We start from the raw sequence: 24,339 nt of genomic DNA on the forward strand, positions 1-24,339 counted from the left end.
GGTGAAGACACCCGACCGCAACACGTACCCGGACCTGCCCAAGGACTTCACCTACGTGCAAGTCAGCGCCGGAAGCACTCATTCGCTGGCACTGGGCAGCGACGGCAACGCCTACGCCTGGGGAAACAACGGCTATGGCCAGCTCGGCAACGACAGCATCCCCATAGGAGAATATAACGGTAAAGCTCGGAGTCTTGTTCCTGTGCCGGTGTCGTTCAACCTGCAGCTGGTGATCACCGGCGTCAGATTCGACAGCAATGCCGGCACGAACCTGACGCGCGGCGAAGGCAGCAGCGTGACCGTGTTCACGCCTGCGCACCAGCCGGGCACGGTCACGGTCAGCGTGGACTACACGCTGGGCGGCGCACCCCAAACGCCCGACACCTCCTTGAAGTACACGTACCTGCCAGCAGGCGTGCTCCCCAAAGCCGGAGGGGAAGGCATCCTGCTCGCCCTGGCCACTGGCATGACCGGCATGGGCGGCGTCCTGGCATCCCGCCGCCACCGAAGGGAACAACACCAGCTGTTACATGCTTCGCACGAGTAAGAGCGGCCGGGCGGCGTATCAATCCCCCCGCCCCCGGCCCATCAAGGGGGAGCAGGGAGGAACGCGTCAATCAAGGCTCAAACCCCAAGAGAGCCGACACTTCCCTCCCGCGCCCCCACCACACTTCTGCAGGCGGAAGCCGAGGGCAGGCATGCACGCCCCCGCCCCCGCCTGGGAGAGAGGGAAACACGGCCAAGCTGGCCACGGGCATACAACCCCAGTCAGCCTGGCCGCTGTCCATCTCCCTATCCCAGCATAATCGCGCAAACAGCAGCTTCATCCCCGAGCATTCAGCCTCGCTCACCTTCACTCATAGCCAACCCTCGACGGGCCATGCTGTGAAAGTTGCGGTATCGTTACCGCACTGATATAACTGAAGGCTGTCAGAACCGTTCGCCTGCCCATGGCGGCGGTCCGGCAACCGCCGAGGTCGGCAGTCCGGCCCGGCGGCCGACCACTTCGACGAAAGGCCATGATGGCGTACGCGACGATCAGGGATGTGGCCCAACGGGCCGGTGTCTCCGTATCGACGGTCTCCCGAGCCCTCAACGACTCCGGGCGCATCTCCCCCGCCACACGACAGCGCATCAACCAGGTCATCCACGACCTGCACTATGTGCCGGACTCCCGGGCCCGATCCATGCACTCCGCCCACTCGCGCACCATCGGCCTGCTCATCCCCGACATCCGCAACTCCTACTTCGCTGATCTGGCCTATCTGATTCAGGGCCAACTGCTCAACCACGGCTTCCAGACCCTGATCTGCACCTCCACCCAGGGCGACCCCGGCGAGGACCGGGCCCAGGTGCGCAACCTGCTGGGCCAGCACATCGACGGAGCCATCATCGTGCCCGGGCCGCGTTCCTCGCACACCCTGGAGGAGCTGACCCGACGCGGACTGCCCCTGGTCTGCGTGGACCGTGCCGCCGAGGGCGCCGCCGGACGCGACGGGCGGGCCATCCCCTGCGTGGACGCCGACCCCGAACCCGGCCTGAGGCAGGCCCTTGAGGATCTGCACGCCCAGGGCCACCGACACATCACCCTGGTGCCCGGGCCCCTCAAGGAATCGGCCACCTTCCGGGAGCGCCTGGACGTCTACCGGAACCTGCTGGCAGGCATCGAGGGCATGGACGACCCCCTGGCCGACCAGGTAGAGCCCGGCACCTTCGACCCCGACATGATCGACCTCTGGGCCCGGCAGGGCATCACCGGCGTGCTCTTCGGATCCTCCCTGGATGCCATACGCGCCATCAAAACGGCACAGTCGCGAGCAATCAGCATCGGCGAGGACCTGTCCATGATCACCTTCGACGACCTGCCCGTCTTCCGCATCCTGACCCCGGCCGTGTCGACCATCTCCCAGCAGATCGATGTCATGGGGACCCGCTGCGTGGACATGCTCCTGGCTCTGATGGCAGGCTCGCCCGTGCGGTCGGTCCGGCTGCAGACCAGCTACCGCCACTGCGCCTCGGTGGGTCGCCCGCCCGCGCACACCGGCCAGGATCCCTGAACCTGTCACAGCGTGATCATCAAGGCGGACAAGCTCATCAAGGAACGGAGAAACATGATTCAAGATATGGCGGCGGCACCCGACCAGGTGCTCAAGGGACTGGATACCATCACGGGATCCATCTCGGTGGTCGGGTCCATGAATGCGGACTACACCGTCAACACCGACCGGCTGCCCAAGCCCGGCGAGACCATCAACGGGGGTCCCCTGCAGGTGCTGCCCGGGGGCAAGTCGGCCAACCAGGCGGCGACCGCGGCCCGCATCGGCGCCCAGGTCAGGCTCTTCGGGGCCGTGGGATCCGACTCCAACGCCGACTTCCTGCTGGGGCAGCTGGGCAACGCCGGGGTGGACGTCTCCCATGTGATGACCGTGCCGGGAGCCAGCGGAACCACAGTCATCACCGTGGATGCGCGCGGCGAGAACACCATCGTCTACTCCCCCGGCTCCAACGGCAAGGTGGATGTGGACTACGCCCACCGCTCCCGCCAGGCCCTGACCTCGGCCAAGGTGCTGGGCCTGTGCCTGGAGAGCCCCATCGAGACGGTCACCGAGGTCGCGCGCATGGGCCACGAGGCCGGCATGACCGTGCTGCTCAACGACTCCCCCTTCCGCGCCGACCTGCCCGCCGACCTGATCGCCAACTCGGACCTGATTCTGGTCAACGAGCATGAGATGGCCCAGCTGCTGGGCATCGACGAGCCCGAGGACGGCGACTGGCTGGGGGCCGACTGGGACCGGATCAACCAGACCATGCAGGACTTCGGCTTCCATCGGGCCATCGTCACCCTGGGCGGCGAAGGATCCATGGTGCTGGACCAGGGCCGGACCTACCGGATTCATGCCGTGCATGTGGACGCCGTGGACACCACCGGCTGCGGGGATGCCTTCATGGGCACCGTGCTGGCCGGCCTGGCCTCCGACATGACCCTGGTTGAGGCCGCCCAGCTGGCCTCCTACGTCTCCGCCTACGCCGCCACCGGGCAGGGGGCGCAGGCCTCCTACGGCACGGCCGAGCAGATTAGGCTGCGTTTCTCCTGAGACCGGGCGCTCGGAGGCGGAACATCAAGGTCGAGCCATCGGGATTAGTCCACTGGGATCTTATGACCAAGGTCCGTTGGTCAGGGTCCGACGATTAGTCAGGTGGACCGGCCCCTCCCCCGGCTTTGTCAGGCCGACGAACCGTTGTGGAATGCACGACGGGGAGTCGGCCTGACTGGTATTTGAGCGAAGGAACGGCATTAAACCCCTCGAGGTGGCTAAACCGATGATCAGTAACCACATCTGCAAAGCCACAATTCTTCGGCAGCCAGGGACCACATTTGACCACATCATCCCTCGGACTGATGGCGCCTCCCATCACCCACGAATATTGTTGGTTCCATGAACACAGTCAGTCAAACAGCGCAGCGGCCGATCACCAGGTCCAACGGTCGAACGCTGCTGACTGACACTCTCTTGGCCATCCTTCTACTTCTACTGGTGAGCGGCTCCAGCGCCAATCTACGAGATGGGGCCCTGATCCCCTTGAAGGAAAACCTAATCCTGATGTGGACGGTCCTGCTCATAGCCCCTGTGGTTATCCGTCGCCGATTCCCGGATTTAGCAGCCGGGCTCTTCGTCGCTGTGGCTCTGGCTCAGCTCCTGTTGGGGCCTGCCATCATGCTCTCCGATGCAGTCTGCCTGGTGATGGTCTATTCCTGTCTGCTCTACGGGCGTCCATCCTTGCGTCGACTCTATCTGACCGTGGCCTGGGTCATGACGCCCCTATCCTGCCTTATCTTCACATTGGTCGATCTGGGGTTTCTGCCTCCGGGCAAGACGTGGCCGGACCACATCTCAATGTTGCCGACCTCATTCAAAGATCTGGCAATCACCTTCCTATCGAATTTACTGATCGAGGGGCTTCTGCTGCTCATAGCCATCGTTGCAGCCTACTGGACACGGACCAGAAGGGATGCCATTGATGAGGCCCGGCGACGCAACCACGCCTTGGCCCTGCAGGCAGAGCAAAGCGCGGCCCTGTCTGCCAGCGCTGAGCGGGCCCGCATAGCGCGTGAAATGCACGATGTAGTCGCTCACACTCTATCCATTGTCATTGTGCAGGCAGATGCCGGCAGGTACGCAGCCACTGCCGATGCGAACCTTGCTCTCAAGACCATGCGCACCATTGATCAAGAGAGCCGCCGCGCCCTACGTGAGCTGAGCTCGCTTTTTGGCAAACTCAAGGCTCCAACCAACCCGGCACCCGCAACCAGCCAAAAAACATCGGATTCCCCTCCCAATCAGCACCCGTCTTCCCCACCACCAACCGACCCTGCCGACATCCATATCCTTGACCAATCTCAAGCAACTGCCCAAACGAATTCCCCTCGTCAATCCGCGAACGCTCATGATCCGGATCCAGCCGGAACAGATTGCACTCAGCCAAGCCAAGCCAGCGACTATCTTCACACAAGCAAAGAAACTCCAGCTGCTAACACTGCCAAGGCCAACGTTGATACGGCCGACAATGCGTGTATTTGGCCCTCAGGTGCCACCTCTTCAAGCAATCCGCCGACCAGCTACGGATCATGGACAAACTTGATAGATGCCGCCCGACGCGCTCAGCCAGAATCTCAATTCAACCGACGCCTCGAAGGCCGACCCCACCCAGAAAAGTTGGATCGCAGCCGCGCCATGACTGCTTATCGGATCCTTCAAGAAGCCTTGACCAATGTTCGCAAGCATGCCGCTCCGGCTTCGGATGTGCTGATTGAAGAACAGTGGCTCACAGACGGTCTGTGCCTATCCATTGACGACCAACCGCTCGATCATGCCACTACCAATTCAGATTCTCCGCCGCAGATGGACCGACCTGAGCATTCAGGTTTCGGCCTTTTGGGTATGCGCGAACGACTGACCTCCCTGGGAGGCAGCCTTCAAGCTGATCCCAAGCCAGAAGGCGGTTACCATCTCCAGGCTTGCATTCCTTTTGCTGCTCCGCCAAAATCCGACCCTGAAGCAGGAATACATGCCAACCGACAACCGCAATGGTCCTTGCGTTCGATTGTCTCCACGCTCTTCGTTTGGTTCCAACGCCATCCGTTGACAGCCGACCTGGGTCTGGTAATCGGAGTCGTATTGGTAGAAAATCCAGGCCCAGCTCTTGCCATAGCACCTGTCACTCCCCAATATGATCCAGGCCGGCCAGCAAGAATCATTGCCACACTAGCTATCGCTTTGCCTCTGATTGTGCGCAGGGTCCGTCCAGGCATTTGCGCCGCCATAGTGGCTGCTGTCGCCGCCCTGCTGCTGCTCTTCTCGCCCTGGCTGCCGGAAGCTGCAGTCTTGTCCCCAATTGCCGTCTATTCAGCAATGGTTTACGGTAAAAACTCCACCAGGCGCTGGGTTCCGTTCGCGGTCATCACGGATATGGTTTTGTGGGCTGTCAGATGTGTAGCCAATAACCAAGGGTGTCCAACCATTCTGGCCTACATGATAGAAGGCCCGGCAGAATCATCTTTCTCTGAATCCCATTTAACACTTTTCATAATGATGGCCGCACCGGCCTTGATCTGTCTGCTGACCATTCTGATTGCCTCACGCCGACGTACTCGTGGTTCAGTCCTGCTCCTCCAGCAGGAACGCGAGCGCGCGCTAAACCAGACCCTGCAGGAAAGCCAGGCTCTGGCAGCCAATCAAGAGCGCGAACTCATTGGCTCTACCATGCAGGTAGAAGTGGCCGCAACCCTGAATACAGTCATTGCATCCACTACCAAAGCCATCTCCGAGTTGAACCATTATCAAGTCAAGGGGGTGAACCCTCCCCCAGAGCAGGTAGCGCAAGCCTTCGGCGACATTGCTTCTCAAGGACGCCAAGCCCTGGCTCGCATGCGACAACTGCTCACCGTTCTGCGTCACAGTTCCAGCACCGGTTTGCGCTCAAACACTGACACCGCCGATTCCCCAAACAAGAGCCTCAACTCAGACAGGAACCATATTGGCGAGCCCACCCGTAAAAACCCACATATACCGGCTCTTCACCCAGCCAAACCCCTGCCAGTAGATCTTGATGATCAGCTCGACAACTATTCGCAACAATCGCAACAGGATAAGGAACCAGAGCATGCCCCATCGGACCAACAGGACCACCCAATCTCCAGGCATGAGCGTTCTTCATGATGAGCACCTTCTATGGATAGCAAACAGGAAAATGACCGTGTCAGGTAATCAGCACAATCGAAAAATTGAGCACTCCATGAACCACGCACCCGAAGATTAGGCACTCGGGGAATCGATTGCTGACGAGCATAACTTCACCAGTTGAAAGTCTCTCCGACGACAGTGGCTTAGCCAACAATTACTCAATCAACAATCAACCAGACAGCGATTACCCTGGATCCAAGTTAAATCCAGTTGTAATTCCAAGCAACACTCGACTCAGATAAAATTGGATGGTGGCGCTGGCCATCATCTAGCGGAAAGAAGCAGGCTCTCATGGAACGGACCGAACCCATCAGCGTTGCCGTCGTGGACGACCAGGATCTGGTCCGAGCCGGCTTTGCCATGGTCATCGGCTCCCAGGATGACATGACCGTGGTTGGCCAAGGTGCGGACGGCGAGCAAGCAGTGGATCTGGCCTCACGCCTGCGTCCTGACGTGATCCTCATGGATGTCCGCATGCCCGGCATGGATGGTTTGACAGCCACCCGCCTGATCACTGCCTTGTCACCCGACCCTCCGGAGTCCAGGGTCATTGTGCTGACAACCTTCGATCTTGACGAATACGTCATGGCGGCTATAAAAGCCGGCGCATCAGGATTTCTGCTCAAGGATACCGAGCCTGAAACCCTCCTGACCTCCATCCGTACAGTTCACCAGGGCAATGCGATCATCGCTCCTTCGGCTACAAAACGCCTGATCGAACATATGGCCCATGACATGCCTCCGACCGGGTCCATGCCATCGGGATCGACCTATCGCGATCCCGAGGCGGACCTGCTCACTGATCGTGAGCTGCAGGTCCTGGTTCACATAGCCCAGGGCCTGAGCAACCAGGAGATCGCCGACAATCTGGGAATCTCACTGCCCACGGTGAAAACTCATGTCACTCACATTCTTCAGAAGATCAATGCCCGCGACCGCGTCCAGGCGGTGGTCTTCGCTTACGAAAACCACCTGGTATGAACCCAGCCATCAGGCAGCATCAATCATCACTGAGCGCCTCGATAGGTGAAACCTTGACTGCCTCCCTGGCTGGCAGCACACTGGCTGCCACCGCAGCCAGCAAGGCCACTGGCAGTATCAGCGCAAAAGTCGACCATGGCACGGTGAAGGTCACGGATCCTAAGGGCACAAAGACCTGGTAGGCTCCTATCCATCCGAAGAGCATTCCTAGAACGATTCCAGCCAGGCTGGCTCCTAGGGCTATCATGCAGGCCTCGACTCCCAAGGATCGACGAACCTGCACGCTGCTCATGCCGATTGCCCTGAGTGTGGCAGTCTCACGACGGCGTTCCAGCACCGACATCATCAAAGTGTTGGAAACCCCTATCAGGGCGATAATCACAGCAACGCCCAGCAATGCCACCATGATTGCCAACAAGGAATCGATTGTTTCGCTCCATGTCCTCATTTGCGTCAGCCCTCCGCTGATGGCCATGTCGTCATGCTCTCCTACAGCCTGACGTATGTCATCCAAGAGCAGTGCAGCATCGCGATCTCCCTGCGTCCTAATCCAGATTTCATGCGTCTTGGTGTCAATCCCAGCGACATTCCGGGAGTCCGTGATTGCATAGACGCCACTGTTATCCAGCCCTCCGAATCCGGCGAAGACCCCGGTCAATGTTCTTCTTGCATCTGCCTCCTTTTCACGTTCGTCGTCCGCCTGAGGATCAGCTATCGACAACTTCAGCTGACTTCCATCCCGGTAACCGGAATGCTTGGAAATCGTTCTGGTCGACACCAGTAGCGCATCCGACCTTTGCATACCTGGACCCAGATCGGCATGAAGCACTCGCCTGATCCGTGAAGCATCCAAGGCATAGACAGTCATGGAAGCTTGTGAGGGGCCTCCTGACTCGACCTTGGCATTAAATCGCTGCACCAGCTCTGCATCTGCAACACCTTCGACACGCTCAATGGCCCGCACATTTCTCTTGTTCAGCCCCTGACCAGATATTTCAATATCCACGGAATAACGCTGATCAATATCCTTGAACAAAGTACGTTTAGCGGTTACCGCACCCGTAGCCAAAGTGGAGACCAGAGTTACGCCAATCAGCAGAGCAACACCTGTGGCAGCGACTCGTGAGGGATTTCGAGCGATATTCGCCACTCCGACCCTGCAAGATGGTCCAATCTTGGACACAAGTCTACCCAGGCAACGCAGCAGAGCCGGAATCCATCGACGAGCCCCTATCAACGCACCCAGAAAAATCAGCAAAACACCCAATACCGCGAGACCTAGCAAGAGTTCCTGCTGATTACTGGCCTGGACTGTATTGCCAGAGTTTGTCCTGACTAGCTCGGTGACGCGCCAAGAGGACCAGATCACGAATACCAAGCCGCTGACTGCCAGCAGGATGCTGATCCACAAACCGGTCCGCTTCCTGCTGCCTTGTTCCTGATGATCCACTGGCTGCAGGGCTTCAAGCGGTCTGACCCTGATAGCCGTACGCGTAGACCCAAAGGCAGCCACCAAGGTTGCCAGAACGCCAAGCGCAAACGGAACCAGGAGGGAGGCGGGTGCAAGCAGGAGTTCAAGCTTCATGGTGCCCGAATGCAAACCAAGGGAACCGGCAAGGCCCATTAAGCCCATGGCCAGCAGGATGCCGATCAGGGACGATATGACGCCAAGAAGCAGGGCCTGCTGCAGCACGCCTACCCTGATTTGCCGTCGATCAGCACCAATAATCCTCAGCAGGGCCAGATACCTGCGCTGTCTGGCCACCATGATCTGGAAGGTGTTGGCAATCACCAAGGCAGCCACCACCATGGCCAGCACACCGAAAGTCATGATGAAGACGGTCATGAAGTTCACAACATTGTAGGTCTGCTCACTAAGCAGCCTGTCCTCCATGGCACGACGGTCCTCCAGCTGGTATCCGTCGGGAACGTATCGACTGATATTTTGCAGAGTGTTCTGGAGTTCCTTGCCCTGGCCATCAACCTGCAGATAGATGTTTCCCACAGGAGGGGACTCCAGTCCAACCATTCCCGCCATACTCAGCAGACGATCAATCCGAGTACCCGTCAGCACCACAGCTCCGCCGAAGTCGTCGTACTTTCCTCCATGGCTCTTGCTGATGCCTGAGATGGTCAAGTCTACAGTGCCTTGGTCAACAAGGCGTTCTTTACTTGAAGAATCCTGAGCACTATCGCTATCACTACCTGGCAGCATCGCCGAGGACAGATGCAGGCGCACCTTATCACCCAGACCAACCTGGAGCCTGTTGGCGACGGAATGCGGCAGCACAACCTGATCGTCTGAATCAGGCCATTGCCCCCGATCCAGATCGATAGGCATAAGCTCCTGCCTGGCACCCACAATGGCCAGAATCCCCTTGCTGGACTGACCGTTTGCTTCCGTATCCACCATAAGGTCGACATCAGGGCGCAAACCATTAACACCGCGCAGTTTCGACAGCCCTTTGCCATTGAATTCGTCGAGCAGAATCGGCTTGTCCTGATCCCTTCTGGAGGTCACAGCATAGTTGGCTTGACCTGCATCCATACTGATTTCGCGACGCATGGAGGCATTCGCCACGTTGCCAAAAAGGAGCGTCAAGCACATAAAGATGGTGCCGATCACGATGGCCAGACCAGCCGGCATCATCATACGTGCATCGCGCTTCATCATCGTACGAGTTATCCGCCACACAGTGCACCCCCCTAGTCCTGTACCTGGGAATCGTCAGCAGTGCCAGCCGACACTTGTTCAGCCAGAAGGTCATTCATGGCCTTCACTGTCGGATTCTGTCGGTCCGCGACTATCCGTCCGTCGGCAAGGACAAGCGCGCGATCTGCGTAGGATGCGGCATAGGCATCATGAGTGACCATGATAACGGTCTGATTCAGCTCGCGCACGGAATCACGCAGGAACTTCAGAACACCAGTGCTGGAGGCCAGGTCCAAGTTGCCCGTCGGTTCGTCCGCAAAGACCAGACCGGGTTTGGTTATCAGCGCTCTGGCGATGGCGACCCGTTGCTGCTGCCCCCCGGATAATTCACCGGGAAGATGGTCCAGCCTCTCCGACAAACCAAGAGTCTCTACCAGTTGCTCCATCCACGAGCTGTCAGGCCGAACGCCGTCCAGTACCAGCGGCATGAGGATGTTCTGTTTGGCGGTGAACATAGGCAATAGGTTGAAGCTCTGGAAGATGAATCCCAGATGCCGTCTCCTGATAAGGGTCAGCTGACGGTCGTCCATTCGTGTCAGGTCGACTCGGCCGGCCTGATCAATCGATGGATGGTGACGATCTCCGCTCTTCGAATGCAGAAGATCAGCGGCCATATAGACATGGCCTGAGGTGACAGTATCCAGACCAGCCAGAACGTGCATGAGCGTTGACTTGCCCGAACCTGAAGGACCCATGATGGCCGTGAACCGACCTTGTTCGAAATTCACGTCGATTCCACGCAGGGCATGGACGGCGTTCGATCCTTGCCCATAATCCTTGGTCAGCTGCCTGGCGCTGACGGCCGGCTGTCCCACGACGCCTGGACCTGCTCTGTCGATCAACCCTTGTGAAGACGAAGTATCCGCTTTGTTCTGCATGGTGCTCCTTATCCGCGAGGAAACCTTTCTCCCGTCAGCTTCCGACCCTATGCTGCAACCGGCTGCCGCGATATGCTCCCTAGGAGCGATAAAAACAGTCATCCTTACGGATGAGTGCGATGAAGAACTCCTCCTGTTAGGCTGACACCATCCAAACCAACGCGGGGCGACGGGGATAAACATTTGCGGAGTTGAAGAACATCATGTTCAGCACAAAAGACACGAGCCACAAGACATGCAACCATCGGACCAAGGGATTGAAACAGTTGTCTGGATTCCCGTGATTGACTACAGGAACACCCAAGCAGCATCAAGGAAACCATCACCCGGCAGAATGAGTCATTCATTCCCGGCTTCAACCAAGATGCGCCTGGGTGAAGGTTGACTTGTCGTCATTCCTCTGCTAGAGCCACGACCGGCGCAGTCCGGTTGACGCGTCTTGCAGGCAGGACGCTTGCCAAAATTGCGGCTACGAGCGCCACCAGCAGAATCACTATGCCTATGGTCCAAGGAATGGGGAAAGCCACCGTACCCAGAGAGGAGAAAATCTCATAGGCTGCAGCCCAGCCGAAGAGCAGGCCCAGGATCATGCCAGACAAGGACGACACCAGAGCTATCAGCCCTGACTCCACAGCCAGGGACCGCCTGATCTGTTTCCGGGTCATCCCGATGGCCCGCAGGGTGGCGGACTCCCGTCGACGTTCCAGCACCGAAAGGGAAAGCGTGTTGGCCACGCCAATCAGGGCGATGGCGACCGCCACCGCCAAGAGAGCCAGGATAATCATGAGCAGGCTGTCGATGGTCCGATCCCACTGCTGCTTTTCAGCCAACCCACCCTTGACGGCAACAGCCGAATAACCAGAAAGCGCGTCTTTTACCTTGTCGATGAATGCCGGGACTGTTGGTGAACCATCGACCTTGGCCCAGATCTGCACGGCCTGAGGCTGAACGCCATTGAGCGAGGATGAGTCAGTCAGACCATAGAAATTACTGGCATCAATCCCCTGGAAGGGCGCATAGACACTGGTCACGAAGAGTCTTTGAGCCACCGATGCGGATCCGCCATGAGCATCGCCTTGAATCGGGTTGAGAATATTGAGCCCCAGATTCCCGCCGTCGTGAAAATCCTTCTGTTTGTCCATGAGGCTTTCCGGGAGCAAAAGGGCATCCTGTCCGGAAAGATCCTTGCCGACCTTGGCATTCAGGAGGCGATCGATCTTGTTTGAATCCAGAGCGAAAATAGTCATTCCTGCACCGTTCTCGCCGCCTGATTTGACCATGGCAGCATACTGGGGCACCAGTTCGGCCTGCGCGACCCCGTCGATCCGTCGAATGGCGTTCAGAGCCTTGGTATCCAAGCCATCGGCGCTGATCTGCAGATCGACCGAGTAGTGCTCATCCATCATGTCGGCCATGGTCTGCTTGGCGCTGGCGGCGCCTGTGGTCAAGGTGGCGACCAGCGTTACGCCGATCAGGAGGGCGGTGCCTGTTGCCGCCACACGGGAATGATTCCGTGCAATGTTAGCCACGGCGATTGTGGAAGAGGGCCCAATCCGCGAAACCAGGGACCCGACTCCCTTGAGCATGAAAGGAATCCAACGATTGGCGCTGAAAAGGATACCTAGGAAGGCAAGGACAATGCCGATGACAGCCATGGCAGCGACGATATTCGGCCCGTCTCCGGATGCCTTGCTGGCCTTGTCTGCCGTGACATTGAGCCTGACATGCCAGAGAGACCAGACCGTCATGGTGATGCCCAGCAGAATCATGACCACGCTGACAAACAGTCGTATTCTGCTCGTCCGCTTGTTCTGCAAAAGATCGGCAGGCCTCAGCGCCTCCAAAGGACTGACCCTGGTGGCGGCCAATGAAGACCCCAGGGAGGCCAAAACCGTAACGACGATGCCGAAAACGAGAGGCACCAGGATAACTGCCGGAGTCAGCTTCAATTGGAAATAGAGGGAACTCGTATGAGCCTTGGCTGCACCCAGAATGGCCATGATGCCGATGGCGGCGCCGACCCCGATCAGGGAAGCCACAGCGCCCAGGATGATGGAACGCATCAGGACGCTGGTCCTGACCTGGCTCTTATTGGCGCCAATCGTCCTCAGGAGGGCCAGGTAGCGACGTTGCCGAGCGACCATGACCTGGAAAGTGTTGGCTATGACGGTGGCAGCCACGAACATGGCCAACGTGCTAAAGACCAGAAGGAAGGTGGTCACGGGGTTTTGGGAACCGCCGAGCGCGGTCTTGACCAGTCGGTCCTCCATAGTGTGACGGTCTTCAAGGGAATAGCCGGAAGGCATGAGCTTGCGCAAAGAGGCCAGACTCCCATCGAGGTCGCTGCCCTGCCCGCCAACATTCAGGTAGATGTTCTGGGCATACAGGTTACCCATGTTGCCAAGACCTGCTGTAGCCATCAAAGCATCTACGGTCTTGGGGGTCAGCACGATTGCGCCGCCCGACTCGCCAAACTCGCCGCCCTCGTTGCCCTGGTTCGAACTGACCCCCGACAAGGTCAGGGGCCTCGATACGAACCTACCCGCAACCTGGTCAGCGCTGGCTTGCCCTTTCGGCCCAAGGTCCTCAGAAATATACAGCATGTTAGGCGACAGGTTCAGATTCACCTTGTCACCCAGGGAAAGCTTGAGCCTGGACACAGTCGGCCCGGGTAGGACCACCTGGTCATCAGCACTGGGCCAGGATCCCTTGGACAGACCAACCGGCATCAGCGATGAATCCGCCATAGGAATGGCAATCACGCTCTCGCTCTTGACCTTGCCGGCGCGGACATCCACCATGAGCTGGGCGTCTGATCTGACTGCGTGAACGCCTGGAACCTTTGCCAGCTCCTCTGTTTTGAAGTCCTTCACCCTTTTCTGCTCTGAATGGTTGCCTTCCGCTGGGATGATGGCGTAGTTGGCCTGGGCGGCATCGGATGAGACCATACGCCGCATGGAAACATCCATAGTGTTGCCGAAGAGGAAGGTCATGGCGATAAACAGTGTTCCGACGACAATGGCGATGCCGGCGGGAACCATCATGCCCAGGTCATGCCGCATCATTTTTCTAGCAACGAACCACATAAGCGTTCCCTCAGCGATGAGCAGCCGAGTCAGCTGTAGCTGTAGAGGCCATGACTTCCTCGGAGAGCAAGGCATTCATGGAATCCATAGTGGGTCTGTCCTGGTCTGCCACGATTCGCCCATCCGCAAATACCAAAGCCCGGTCGGCAAAGGAGGCCGCAAAGACATCATGCGTGACCATGATGATGGTCTGCCCCAACTCGCGGACCGAATCCCGCAGGAAGCTGAGCACTTCGGTCGAAGAGGCCGTGTCCAGGTTTCCGGTGGGTTCGTCTGCAAAGACAATGGAAGGTTTGGTGATGAGGGCCCTGGCGATGGCCACACGTTGCTGTTGACCGCCCGAAAGCTCGCTGGGCCGGTGGCTCAGCCTCTCCTCCAAGCCCAGGGTCTTGGCCAGAACATCCAACCAGGCTGTGTCTGGCTTGGCCCCATCCAGGATCAGAGGCATGAGGATGTTCTGCTTGGCCGTAAACATGGGCAGGAGGTTGAAACTCTGGAAAATGAAGCCCAGGCTCTGGCGCCTCAAGAGGGTCAGCTGATTGTCGTTGAGCTTGGTCAGGTCGACCACTCCCCTCCGCCCTCCATGACGGCTGGTCCGCCTGCCCTTCACCCCGGCAGCATCGGCGTTCAGGTAGACGTGTCCGGAGGTAACGGTGTCCAAGCCGGCCAAGGTATGCATAAGGGTGGACTTGCCCGACCCGGAGGGACCCATGATGACCGTGAACCTGCCCTGTTCGAATTCGACATCAACGCCCCGCAGGGCATGGACCAGGTTCTCCCCACTGCCATAGTCCTTGGTCAGTCCCTTGGCCTTGATGGCCACCTGAGCTATCTGCCTCGGTTTCCCCGCACCGGACGACGGATCGGAAGACGCCCTCGTCTTTGCTCCATGTTTCATGCCTCCATCTTACCTACCGCAATATTGCCGCCTCACTGGTCAGGTGCTGTCTGCCACTGGAGTAGGAAGGGGAGGCATATGCAAAGGCGCCCATCGAAACGTAATGAGGTTTCGACAGGCACCTTCTGCTTCTTCGCCTTCTCGGTCATGTATCACGCGTATACGGGACCAGGAAGGAAGTGTGATTGCCGGCTACTTGGCCAGTCCGGACTCCTTCAATGCCTGGAAGGCACCCTTGAGGTCGTCCAGAATGTCCTCGATGTTCTCTGTGCCGATGGAGAGCCTGATGGTACCGGGATGGATGGCCTGATCCTCCAGCTCCTCCGGCGTCTCCTGGGAGTGGGTGGTGGATGCCGGATGGATGGCCAGCGACTTCACATCAGCCACGTTGGCCAGGAGGGAGAAGAGATGCAGGTTGTTGATGAAGACCCTGGCCGCATCCTTGCCGCCCTTCAGATCGAAGGTGAAGATGGAGCCAGCGCCGTTGGGGAAGTAGCGCTTGTAGAGCTCGTGGTCGGGACGGCCCTCGATGGCCGGATGGCTGACCGACTCCACCTCCGGCACGGTCTGCAGGTAATCCACCACCTTCAGGGCGTTCTCAACGTGGCGCTCAACCCTCAGCGAGAGCGTCTCGGTCCCCTGCAGGAGGAGGAAGGCTGCAAAGGGCGAGATGACGGCGCCGGTGTCGCGCAGGAGGATGGCGCGAATGCGGGTGACGAAGGCCGCAGCCCCCAGATCCTGGTAGAAGCGCAGACCGTGGTAGCTGGGGTCGGGTTCAGTCAAGGTGGGGAACTTGCCGGGCACTGCCGCCCAGTCGAACTGCCCACCTTCCACGACGACCCCGCCCAGGGTGGTGCCATGGCCGCCGATGAACTTGGTGGCCGATTCTACGACGATGTCAGCGCCGTGCTCCAGCGGACGGAAGAGGTAAGGAGTGGCGAAGGTGTTGTCGACGATCACCGGCAGGTTGTGGTCATGGGCGATCTTGGAGATGGCCTCGAAGTCGGGCAGGTCGGCGTTGGGGTTGCCGAAGGTCTCGAAGAAGACCAGCTTGGTGTTCTCCTGGATGGCCGATTCGAAGTTGGACGGGTCCGAGGGGTCCACGAAGGTGGTCTCTACACCATCGCGGGGCAGGGTGTGCTTGAGGAGGTTGAAGGTGCCGCCGTAGATGTTCTTGGAGGACACAATATGGTCCCCGGTCTGGGTGATGTTCCGGAAGGCATACTCCACGGCTGCCGCTCCCGAGGCCACGGCCAAGCCGGCAGTGCCGTTCTCCAGGGCGGCGATCCTGTCCTCGAAGACCCCCTGGGTGGAGTTGGTCAGACGGCCGTAGATGTTGCCCGGGTCCTTCAGCGCGAACCGGGCCTCGGCGTGATCGAAGTCGTGGAAGACGTAGCTGGTGGTGGCGTAGATGGGCACGGCCCGGGAATCAGTGGCTGGGTCGGCCTGCTCCTGGCCCACGTGGAGCTGAAGCGTCTCGAAATGGTACTTGTGCGGGTTCTGGTCGGTCATGTCGATTCCTATCTGTTGGTGACGTGCGTCCTCGTCCATGTTCTTGAATGTGACCATAAGCGGCACAAGCCCACCTGTTCAAGCCAGAAGGGACTTTTCGGTATCGTCCTTTTTTATAACAGCTTCCAAAAGGTTGAAAACTGGCCTTTTTTATCTCGCTATTGCACACGCGGCGGTGCCCGTTTAACCCCTCCGCTGTAGAGTCAAGTAAGCGACGGAGAAGACTCCGCTGCGAACAGCCTCAGCAGGCATGAAGGAGTTCAAAGATGGCCGGACAGACGGACGATCAGAACAGGCTCTACCAGCGCGACAGCAAGTACATTCCCCGAGTCGCCGCTGTGCATGACATGTGCGGGTATGGCAAGTGCTCGCTGACGGCCGCCATCCCCATCCTTTCGGCAGCCGGATGCGACGTTTGCCCGGTGCCCACAGCCCTGTTCAGCGCGCACACCATGTTCAAGGACTACACCTTCCACGACACCACTGAAATGCTGCCGGGATACCTGGATGCCTGGCAGAAGGAGGGCGTCGACCTGGACGGGATCTACAGCGGGTTCCTGGGCAGCGCCGAGCAGGTCGACATCATTCAGCGCATGTATCGGGAATACCCCAAGGCCCTGCGGCTGGTCGACCCGGTCATGGGCGACGGCGGATCCATGTATCCCACCTACACCGAGGAAATGTGCCGGGCCGTGACCAACCTGGTCGATGGGGCCGACCTGCTCATGCCCAACCTGACCGAGGTCAGTCTGCTGACCGGCATCGACTACGAAGGCCAGGACCTTGACGATGCCCAGGTCGGTCAGCGTCTGGGCCGCCTGCTGGACATGGGCGCGAAAAACGTCATCATCAAGGGCATCGACCGGAAGGACGGCAAGCTGCGCAACTTCGTGGCCTCGGCAGATCATGGCGGAGTCAGCCAGCGCACCGAGCTGGTCCACGACAAGCTGCCTTTCATGATCCACGGAACCGGCGATGCCTTTGCCTCCAGCCTCTGCGGGGCGCTCTTTGCAGGACGAGGCCTGGCCGATGCCGCCCGGATCGCCGGCGAATTCGTCCGCTCAGCCATGCAGCACACACGCAATCAGCCCGACTATCAGCAGCGCGGTGTCAGCTTCGAGCTGGATCTGGGACAGATGACCGGATTGGTTCGGTAAGGCGGTCACCCGTACCTCAGGTCATAGCATCACAGATTAACTGACCACAGGCCTCTATGGGACCCCGGAGCATTCTCCGCTTCGGGGTCTTCTCATATCCCCTTCCTCTCCACATGAGGTTAAACATGGTAGCTGCCTACAGATAGGCGCCTAAACGAAATTGACACTTTGTCAAAGTTGGTTTTATACTTGAGTCGTCAATGTTGACATAGTGTCAAAGTTCAGTTCCTGAGTCGGCAAACTCCGGAAGGACGGGAAGTAACCATGCAGGCATCAGTTACAGAAGACGCGTCAGCTTTCGCACCGCGACGCTCGCACAAGAGGTCCAGAAAAAGCGACGAAATCGTCCAGGCTGTGATCGATATCTGCAGGAATAAGGGATTCTCCCACATCACCATCAAGGACATCGCCAAGCAGGTGGGGATGACCAGATCCCTCTTCTACCACTACTTCCCCGACAAGGAGACGCTGGCCCAAGCCATGGTGGACAAGTCCGTCAACCAGGTCCTGGCCCGGATGGAGGAATGGAACAGGGTGCGGACACCCGGCGACGTCAAGGGAGCACTGGAGACCGTCGTACATGTGGCCCGGTCGATCATCGCCGACAACAGCCCGCTCCGACAGCAGATGATTCACTCCGGCAACGGAGGGCTCTACACGCGATTCGTGGACCAGGTCTCCAAAGCCATAGCCGACTACTTCTGCCAAACAGCAGTTCAGGACTTCGCCAGGCACCACCAGGATCAATTGCCCATCGACCATGTGCGCGAAATGCTGATCGTCCTGATCTCCGGGTTCATCACCCTCCTTAGGGTGCAGCCGGACACCAGCGACGAAACTTTTATACACATGGCCGCCCAAACGCTCCACTTGGAGCCCTACCTGTAAGGCGACGGCGTCCTTCCCGACATCCGCTGCCAAGAACCAAACCAATGAACACCTGACAGAGAAAAGAAGAAAGGACATCGTCATGTTGTTCCAAGTCTACGGAGCCAACGCCCCTTACCAATGGTTGGGCTGGATTCTTGTCTTCGCATGCCTTATCGGTCTCAACGAGGTCGCCAGGCGGAGCAAGACAGGAGGCATCATCTGCTTCCTGGCCATTCCCGCTGCTCTGACCGCATACTTCCTGACCATCTACGTATCGGCGGCCTTCGGGGCCGATTGGGCGCTGCATAACCCGACCTACGTCCATATGACCAGCTGGTTCCACTATGCCAAGCTCTATGCCGCCACCGCCGGATGCATCGGCTTCATGGCCCTCAAGTACGGATGGGGCAAGATCGGCAAGTCCCACTGGTTCAAGTGCTTCCCTTTCATCATCGTCGCCATTAACATCCTGATCGCCGTGGTCTCCGACTTCGAATCCGCCTTGCGCGGATGGGGCGGAACCTGGGTGTCCACTGAGGGCATCACCTTGATGGGCGGTTGGCACAACATCTTCAATGGGGTGGCGGGCCTGATCAACATCTTCTGCATGACCGGAATCTTCGGCATCTATGCCTCCAAGGACCGTCGCGACATGCTCTGGCCCGACATGACCTGGGTCTTCATCATCTCCTATGACTTGTGGAACTTCTGCTACACCTACAACTGCCTGCCCAACCATGCCTGGTACTGCGGCCTGGCCCTCCTCCTGGCGCCCACCTTCGCCAACTTCCTCTGGAACAAGGGAGGCTGGATCCAGAACCGGGCCAACACCCTGGCCATCTGGTGCATGTTCGCTCAGGTACTGCCCATGTTCCAGGACTACTCGGTCTTCTCAACCCAGTCGGTCAACAAGGCCGGGGTGAACCTTACGGTTTCTATCCTCTCCCTGGCCGCCAACGTGCTCGCACTGGGCTACATCCTGGTCCGTGCGCGCCGTCAGCACATCAACCCCTGGGCCCAGGAGGTCTTCAAGGGCACCAGGGACTTCGACCAGGCCATCACCCGTGCCGACATGAATGTGGTCACCGCGGCCTGATCCCCCTTAACCAGCCCACTAGGCGCTAGATGGATGGTGACGTGGTTTCCCGGGGGTTGCGTCACATCCACCTAGTTCGCTTCAAACCAAGCATCTTTGTCGATCAGAAATCCAATCACTACCTGACCAATCAGCCATATAGACCATAAGGCAATTGAGGAATAGGAGACCGGATGGTGCTTCTCGAGAAACCATCGGTTGCACCTCCTGGTCTCCTTGAATCCCTGCTTCCCTCATCCGGGTGCATAGCGGCAACGAAGACCATCACAGGCTCTTCTTGTCGTGTTAGCCGACTCCTTTATCAGCCTGTTGCCCCGCATCTCTCTTAATCTCCTTCTCTTGGGCTGCCAGTCTCCGCTTCCATGGTTTCTGTTTCCTTGGTTTTCGCTTTCCCCCTTCTCTGTTTTCAACTCTCTTTCAATACTTTTCTTCTTTTGCCTCTGCCGCCTCTGCCTGATGCAGAGATAAGCGTAATAGGTACAGCGTCTGCATCGTCAATCCACTCGTTCATCCACTTTCGTGCGTGCGCAGGTTCATTCGACCACATGCCCGGTTCTACTAGTCGCCGCCTTCCTTCCAGTGGTCTCCTAGAAACATGGATACACAAGCACTGACTAGACCAACCAATCTCCGCACAGTCTTCAACGACAAGGACGACAGAACCGATGCCGACGCTATGTTCGCAGACCCATCGGTCACACAGCCCTTAAGCGCTCTGCCTGATTCCATAGGCTCCGCCAGCAACGCGAAAAAAATGCAACCTGGAAATACCGCATCAGCTACGAGCAGCCATGAATCTTGCGACATGGAGCTGGCAGATGTTGAGCGACAGATCAGAGCCAAAGGCGTAAGCAGCCGAGAGCTCGGACGTTTGGGCGAAGACTACGCCTGCCAATGGCTGAGACAACGAAACTGGAGAATCCTGGCCCGGAATTGGAGAAGCAGATTCGGCGAGCTGGACATCATCGCGCTGGATCCTGAGGCGACTCTGGTCTTCGTAGAGGTCAAGACCAGACGCACTGGTCGGTTCGGGTTCCCGGAACAAGCAGTCGGCCCGCGCAAACAGACCCATCTGCGTCGAGCAGCTGTCCAATGGCTGATCAGCCACGACCGAGATCCCAACGCACGGCATCGCGGCACCCGTTTTGATGTCATCAGCCTGTCAGTCAAGTCCGACCCTGGCAGAAGCATGCATTCCGAGGGCTCCCATCCCCCGGCTTCCTGTCCGGCATCCGCCGAGGCCGTCAGGGGATCCAACCGTTCGGGCAGGGGCGGCTGGAATCCGGGATCGGTCTTCCTCAGACACACCAGGGAGGCCTTCTGATGCGTCTCGGATCCGCTGAATCCGTGGGACTGATAGGCCTCAAGGCCTTTCTCATCCACGTGCAGTCCTTCATCTCCCCAGGGCTGCCCTACTTCTCCATCATCGGTCTGCCGGATGCCTCCTTGTCGGAGTCGCGGGAACGGGTCAAATCCGCCTGCTCGGCCTGCGGATTCCGGTGGCCGCAGACCAGGGTCACCGTCAACATGTCCCCTGCTTCGAAACCCAAGCATGGCTCCTCACATGATCTGGCCATCGCGACCAGCGTTCTGGAAGCCGGCGGAGCGCTGCCGACGGAGGGCCTGGACCATACCGTCATCCTAGGCGAACTCAACCTGGACGGCACTATTCTGCCCATCAACGGTCTGCTCCCCATTCTCACTCAGGCCAAAGCTCAGGGAATCACGCATGCTTTCGTCCCTGCAGACAACCTTGATGAGGCCCGTCTGGTTCCCGATATCGAGGTCGTGGGACTGCGCCACCTGGGCCAGCTCATCCAGGCCTTGGGTGGGCAAAGCAGGATTGTCGTCCCGGAAGCAGACACTCGCCGGGACTCTGACAAGTCGACCACCATAGCGAGTGTGCACCCCAGGAACTCAGGTCATGAAGACAACTCACCCGCCAATGCCGACCCGTCTCCGCCCAAGCCGGACATGGCTGATGTGATCGGCCAGGAGGAGACCAAGTGGGCCATGATGGTAGCTGCAGCCGGCGGCCATCACATGCTCATGGTCGGTCCTCCAGGAGCCGGCAAAAGCATGCTTGCAGAACGGCTTCCCAGCATCATGCCCGCCCTGGATGCTGTTCAACAACTGGAAGTGGCCTCCATCCGATCCCTGTGCGGCACGCTGAGCCAGTATGGGATCTCCGATGTGCCGCCCTTCGAGGCTCCTCATCATACGATCTCCATGGCGGCCATGGTTGGTGGCGGCGCCGGACTGGCCACCCCCGGTGCCATCACTCGTGCCCACCGCGGCGTCCTCTTCATGGATGAGGCTCCGGAATTCTCCCCAAGGGTGATCCAATCCCTGCGCGAGCCCCTGGAGATCGGGCGAATCTTCCTGTCCCGGGCCAAGGGCAGCACCACCTTCCCGGCTCGTTTCCAGCTGGTCATGGCTGCCAATCCCTGCCCCTGCGGATACGGATACGGCACAGGCGAGCGCTGCACCTGCACGCCCCGCGAGCGCCTCCGCTACTGGAACAGGCTGTCAGGACCCATCATGGACCGCATCGACATCCAGACCACAGTCCCTCCTGTAACCGACCCGGGATTCGACGACCACCGTCCACGCCAGCACAGCGCCCGGATCCGCCAGCTTGTGACCCGCGCCCGTCAGACAGCAAAAGAGCGTTTCCACAAGGAAGGCTGGACCTGCAACGCCCAGATCAGCGGCGAATGGCTGCGCCGGAATACATCAGCCAAGGCCCGTTCGGTCGTGGATCAGGCCCTGGGCAGGCAACGGATCAGTCTGCGAGGTGCCGACAGGACCATGCGCCTGGCATGGACTCTGGCAGACCTGGACGGGCGGACCAGCCCGGGTGCGGACGACGTGACCACCGGCATCCTGCTCAGGACAAGGGCCGTCTGAGATGTCCAAACCCTTGATAAAGACCATGCCTGCCGGCCGACCGCGACCGATGACCATGGTCGAGAGCGACTGGCTTGCCAGAGCTGTCCTGACCTTGGCGGCAGATGGCCCCGATGCCTTCATGATCGCCTGTCTGCTGGGCTCGGACCAGGCAGCCGACCTGTGCCGAAACCTGATCGAGCTGGGAGCGCCGGACCAGTCGGATGGCAAGGATCCTCACGAAGCAGCACGCTCCAAACTGGACGAACGCTTTCTTAAGGGGACGGCTCGGTGGGGACGGCAAACGAGCCCTGAGGACCTCTCCCGGTTCCACAAGATCAGCAGCTCCTGGCGAAGACGTCTGACGCCCCTGCTGGCCATGGACACCGACCAGGTGCGGACCATGATGACTGGTGGAGGCCAATTCTGGGTGATGACCCCAGGCGACCCCTGCTGGCCAGGTCAGGTTGACGACCTGGCACGCCGCTCCGACTGGGCCCCTCCCCTCTGCCTGTGGGGACGAGGCAATCCTGAAGCACTGATCTGCTGTGACCACCCCTTGGCCGTTGTCGGATCCAGAGCCTGTGACGAGTATGGCCGGTCCATCGCCCATCAAATAGCCAGACAGGCTGCCGGCCAAGGCCACCTGGTCGTCTCCGGCGGGGCCATGGGTACGGATGCCGCCGCCCACTGGGGAGCCTTGGCCGCTGGCGGCGGACGCACGGTCGCCGTTTTTGCTGGAGGCCTGCTGCATATAGGTCCCAAACGCAACAGCCGTCTGTTCGAAAACATCGAGGCAGATGGCGGCGCGCTGATCAGCGAGCTGCCGCCTGGCACCATCCCTGAGGCGCGTCGGTTCCTGCTGCGCAACCGGATCATCGCCGCCCTGGCCTCCGACATCGTGGTGGCACAGGCCCGTCACCGATCCGGCGCCCTGAACACCGCCAACTGGGGTGTGGAATTGGGCCGTCGCGTGCTGGCTGCCCCCGGCAGAATCGACCAGCCGGAAAACACCGGCTGCAACCGGCTCATCCATGAGGGCAAGGCGGAGTTGCTCCTGTCGGCATCCGACATCCAAGACATCTGCCACCCTGCCCATGGACCTATCCACTCTGACGAGCCTGTTCGACAAGGGACCGGCGGTTCAGTCAAAACCGCCGAAGATCATGAGCATCAAGGAAGTAGGCAGCCCACGCAGCGCGTACCGCCGCTTGACTGTGATCATCCTATCCAAACCACTCACGGCAATCAGCCGCTCCCGATCACGCTCAAACAATCCGGCACTAATAAAGGCAGGCTTTCGATCCACTCTCAGCACAAAGAGCATCCTTCAACCCCGCCATCAAATCCAGGCATGGCCCACGAACGCGAAAAAGCCGACGACGATCGTCTAACCAAGGAGGAGGCAACCGTGCTGGCGGCTATCCGTACCTGCCAGCGCCGGGGCGGTCCGCCCATGATGGGACAGCTTCGCAATGAGCTGGCCAATCAGGGACATGAACTCTCAGTCAGGCATCTGATGCAGCTGCTGGGCTCCCTGGAGATTCGTGGTTCGATCAACCTGCAGAATGGATGCGTGGTAGCTGAAGACCGGAAGAATCAGGCCTTCCAGCGACAGCGATCCAAATCCACCACCCAGCCGTCCGCACCAGCCGATTCATCGCTGCGGGGAGGAACAAAATGAACGCCTTCATCCTCCAGCAGCTGACGCTGGCGTTCAGGCCCGCCAAAAGCGAATCCCGGGGCCAGAGAACCATCGCGGAAGACCACGCGATGACAGGGAATCACCCCGGGTTCAGGATTGTCATGAAGCGCATAACCCACGAACCTGGCGTTGCGCGGATGGCCAGTCAGGGAGGCGACCTGACCGTAGGTGGCCACCTTGCCGCGAGGGATCCGCCTGACGACCTGATACACCTGCTGGGAGAAGGAAAGTTCGGTCATAAGACCCATTCTGCCCTCGTAAGCAGACATGGACTGGAAGGGCCACCGCAATCAACGGGTCGTGACAGTATCA

General features: G+C 59.2%; 16 protein-coding genes and 1 pseudogene. 11 read left to right on the forward strand and 6 right to left on the reverse strand.

All coding sequences use genetic code 11. The features are described 5' to 3' along the window. From QRX41_RS00005 to QRX41_RS00025, 5 genes and pseudogenes are all read left to right on the forward strand, one after another. A pseudogene (locus QRX41_RS00005) lies at nt 1–547 on the forward strand (InlB B-repeat-containing protein); the annotation flags it as partial. Nucleotides 548–1,022: 475 nt separating this feature from the next. Further along, nucleotides 1,023–2,057, forward strand: coding sequence for a LacI family DNA-binding transcriptional regulator (locus QRX41_RS00010; RefSeq protein WP_313837890.1), 1,035 nt, complete (start codon nt 1,023–1,025; stop codon nt 2,055–2,057). Nucleotides 2,058–2,111: 54 nt separating this feature from the next. Next, on the forward strand, nt 2,112–3,095 hold the full coding sequence (locus tag QRX41_RS00015) for a ribokinase (protein ID WP_396176773.1): 984 nt from the start codon (nt 2,112–2,114) through the stop codon (nt 3,093–3,095). A 342-nt stretch (nt 3,096–3,437) separates the two neighbouring features. Then, nucleotides 3,438–6,218, forward strand: a complete 2,781-nt coding sequence (locus QRX41_RS00020; protein WP_449495097.1) for a DUF7134 domain-containing protein — start codon at nt 3,438–3,440, stop codon at nt 6,216–6,218. Nucleotides 6,219–6,533: 315 nt separating this feature from the next. Then, nucleotides 6,534–7,223 (forward strand): response regulator transcription factor, encoded by a 690-nt coding sequence (locus tag QRX41_RS00025; protein ID WP_313837893.1) that lies wholly within the window; start codon nt 6,534–6,536, stop codon nt 7,221–7,223. Nucleotides 7,224–7,242: 19 nt separating this feature from the next. Here the strand turns inward: QRX41_RS00025 and QRX41_RS00030 are convergent, their stop codons facing one another. The 5 genes from QRX41_RS00030 to QRX41_RS00050 all read right to left on the reverse strand — a co-directional run bounded on the left by QRX41_RS00030 (nt 7,243) and on the right by QRX41_RS00050 (nt 16,310). Then, nucleotides 7,243–9,897, reverse strand: coding sequence for an ABC transporter permease (locus QRX41_RS00030; protein ID WP_313837894.1), 2,655 nt, complete (start codon nt 9,895–9,897; stop codon nt 7,243–7,245). Nucleotides 9,898–9,929: 32 nt separating this feature from the next. Further along, nucleotides 9,930–10,814 (reverse strand): ABC transporter ATP-binding protein, encoded by an 885-nt coding sequence (locus QRX41_RS00035; RefSeq protein ID WP_313837895.1) that lies wholly within the window; start codon nt 10,812–10,814, stop codon nt 9,930–9,932. A gap of 392 nt (nt 10,815–11,206) precedes the next feature. Further along, nucleotides 11,207–13,900, reverse strand: coding sequence for an ABC transporter permease (locus QRX41_RS00040; protein WP_313837897.1), 2,694 nt, complete (start codon nt 13,898–13,900; stop codon nt 11,207–11,209). Nucleotides 13,901–13,910: 10 nt separating this feature from the next. Further along, nucleotides 13,911–14,798: an ABC transporter ATP-binding protein gene (locus QRX41_RS00045; RefSeq protein ID WP_313837899.1), complete on the reverse strand. Its 888-nt coding sequence runs from the start codon at nt 14,796–14,798 to the stop codon at nt 13,911–13,913. A 192-nt stretch (nt 14,799–14,990) separates the two neighbouring features. After that, nucleotides 14,991–16,310 (reverse strand): O-acetylhomoserine aminocarboxypropyltransferase/cysteine synthase family protein, encoded by a 1,320-nt coding sequence (locus tag QRX41_RS00050; RefSeq protein ID WP_045925083.1) that lies wholly within the window; start codon nt 16,308–16,310, stop codon nt 14,991–14,993. Nucleotides 16,311–16,576: 266 nt separating this feature from the next. Here QRX41_RS00050 and QRX41_RS00055 point away from each other — a divergent pair, with 266 nt between their 5' ends. The 6 genes from QRX41_RS00055 to QRX41_RS00080 all read left to right on the forward strand — a co-directional run bounded on the left by QRX41_RS00055 (nt 16,577) and on the right by QRX41_RS00080 (nt 24,006). Further along, on the forward strand, nt 16,577–17,467 hold the full coding sequence (locus QRX41_RS00055) for a pyridoxamine kinase (protein WP_313837901.1): 891 nt from the start codon (nt 16,577–16,579) through the stop codon (nt 17,465–17,467). 264 nt (nt 17,468–17,731) lie between these two features. Further along, nucleotides 17,732–18,355: a TetR/AcrR family transcriptional regulator gene (locus QRX41_RS00060; RefSeq protein WP_313837903.1), complete on the forward strand. Its 624-nt coding sequence runs from the start codon at nt 17,732–17,734 to the stop codon at nt 18,353–18,355. 82 nt (nt 18,356–18,437) lie between these two features. Next, complete coding sequence (locus QRX41_RS00065) at nt 18,438–19,433, forward strand: DUF5692 family protein (protein ID WP_313837905.1); 996 nt, start codon at nt 18,438–18,440, stop codon at nt 19,431–19,433. 805 nt (nt 19,434–20,238) lie between these two features. Beyond that, entirely contained in the window at nt 20,239–20,757 is a 519-nt protein-coding gene (locus QRX41_RS00070; RefSeq protein ID WP_313837906.1) for a YraN family protein, read from the forward strand. Further along, entirely contained in the window at nt 20,757–22,343 is a 1,587-nt protein-coding gene (locus QRX41_RS00075; RefSeq protein WP_313837908.1) for a YifB family Mg chelatase-like AAA ATPase, read from the forward strand. Before QRX41_RS00070 ends, QRX41_RS00075 begins: the two co-directional genes overlap by 1 nt. 1 nt (nt 22,344) lies before the next feature. Next, nucleotides 22,345–24,006 carry a DNA-processing protein DprA gene (locus QRX41_RS00080; RefSeq protein WP_313837910.1) on the forward strand — a complete coding sequence of 554 codons (1,662 nt, stop codon included), beginning with the start codon at nt 22,345–22,347 and terminating at the stop codon, nt 24,004–24,006. Here QRX41_RS00080 and QRX41_RS00085 read toward each other — a convergent pair. Next, nucleotides 23,922–24,266: an MGMT family protein gene (locus QRX41_RS00085; RefSeq protein WP_082067705.1), complete on the reverse strand. Its 345-nt coding sequence runs from the start codon at nt 24,264–24,266 to the stop codon at nt 23,922–23,924. The two genes, QRX41_RS00080 and QRX41_RS00085, sit on opposite strands and share 85 nt — an antisense overlap. Between the last annotated feature and the right edge of the window lie 73 nt (nt 24,267–24,339).

It is taken from the genome of Bifidobacterium kimbladii, assembly GCF_032193675.1.
In the GTDB taxonomy this organism is placed as follows: Bacteria; Actinomycetota; Actinomycetes; order Actinomycetales; family Bifidobacteriaceae; genus Bombiscardovia; species Bombiscardovia kimbladii.

Coding starts and splice junctions, on each gene's coding strand:
- QRX41_RS00010 (WP_313837890.1), top strand. CDS start 1,023: ATGGCGTACGCGACGATCAGGGATGTGGCCCAACGGGCCGGTGTCTCC.
- QRX41_RS00015 (WP_396176773.1), top strand. CDS start 2,112: ATGATTCAAGATATGGCGGCGGCACCCGACCAGGTGCTCAAGGGACTG.
- QRX41_RS00020 (WP_449495097.1), top strand. CDS start 3,438: ATGAACACAGTCAGTCAAACAGCGCAGCGGCCGATCACCAGGTCCAAC.
- QRX41_RS00025 (WP_313837893.1), top strand. CDS start 6,534: ATGGAACGGACCGAACCCATCAGCGTTGCCGTCGTGGACGACCAGGAT.
- QRX41_RS00030 (WP_313837894.1), bottom strand. CDS start 9,897: ATGATGAAGCGCGATGCACGTATGATGATGCCGGCTGGTCTGGCCATC.
- QRX41_RS00035 (WP_313837895.1), bottom strand. CDS start 10,814: ATGCAGAACAAAGCGGATACTTCGTCTTCACAAGGGTTGATCGACAGA.
- QRX41_RS00040 (WP_313837897.1), bottom strand. CDS start 13,900: ATGTGGTTCGTTGCTAGAAAAATGATGCGGCATGACCTGGGCATGATG.
- QRX41_RS00045 (WP_313837899.1), bottom strand. CDS start 14,798: ATGAAACATGGAGCAAAGACGAGGGCGTCTTCCGATCCGTCGTCCGGT.
- QRX41_RS00050 (WP_045925083.1), bottom strand. CDS start 16,310: ATGACCGACCAGAACCCGCACAAGTACCATTTCGAGACGCTTCAGCTC.
- QRX41_RS00055 (WP_313837901.1), top strand. CDS start 16,577: ATGGCCGGACAGACGGACGATCAGAACAGGCTCTACCAGCGCGACAGC.
- QRX41_RS00060 (WP_313837903.1), top strand. CDS start 17,732: ATGCAGGCATCAGTTACAGAAGACGCGTCAGCTTTCGCACCGCGACGC.
- QRX41_RS00065 (WP_313837905.1), top strand. CDS start 18,438: ATGTTGTTCCAAGTCTACGGAGCCAACGCCCCTTACCAATGGTTGGGC.
- QRX41_RS00070 (WP_313837906.1), top strand. CDS start 20,239: ATGGAGCTGGCAGATGTTGAGCGACAGATCAGAGCCAAAGGCGTAAGC.
- QRX41_RS00075 (WP_313837908.1), top strand. CDS start 20,757: ATGCGTCTCGGATCCGCTGAATCCGTGGGACTGATAGGCCTCAAGGCC.
- QRX41_RS00080 (WP_313837910.1), top strand. CDS start 22,345: ATGTCCAAACCCTTGATAAAGACCATGCCTGCCGGCCGACCGCGACCG.
- QRX41_RS00085 (WP_082067705.1), bottom strand. CDS start 24,266: ATGACCGAACTTTCCTTCTCCCAGCAGGTGTATCAGGTCGTCAGGCGG.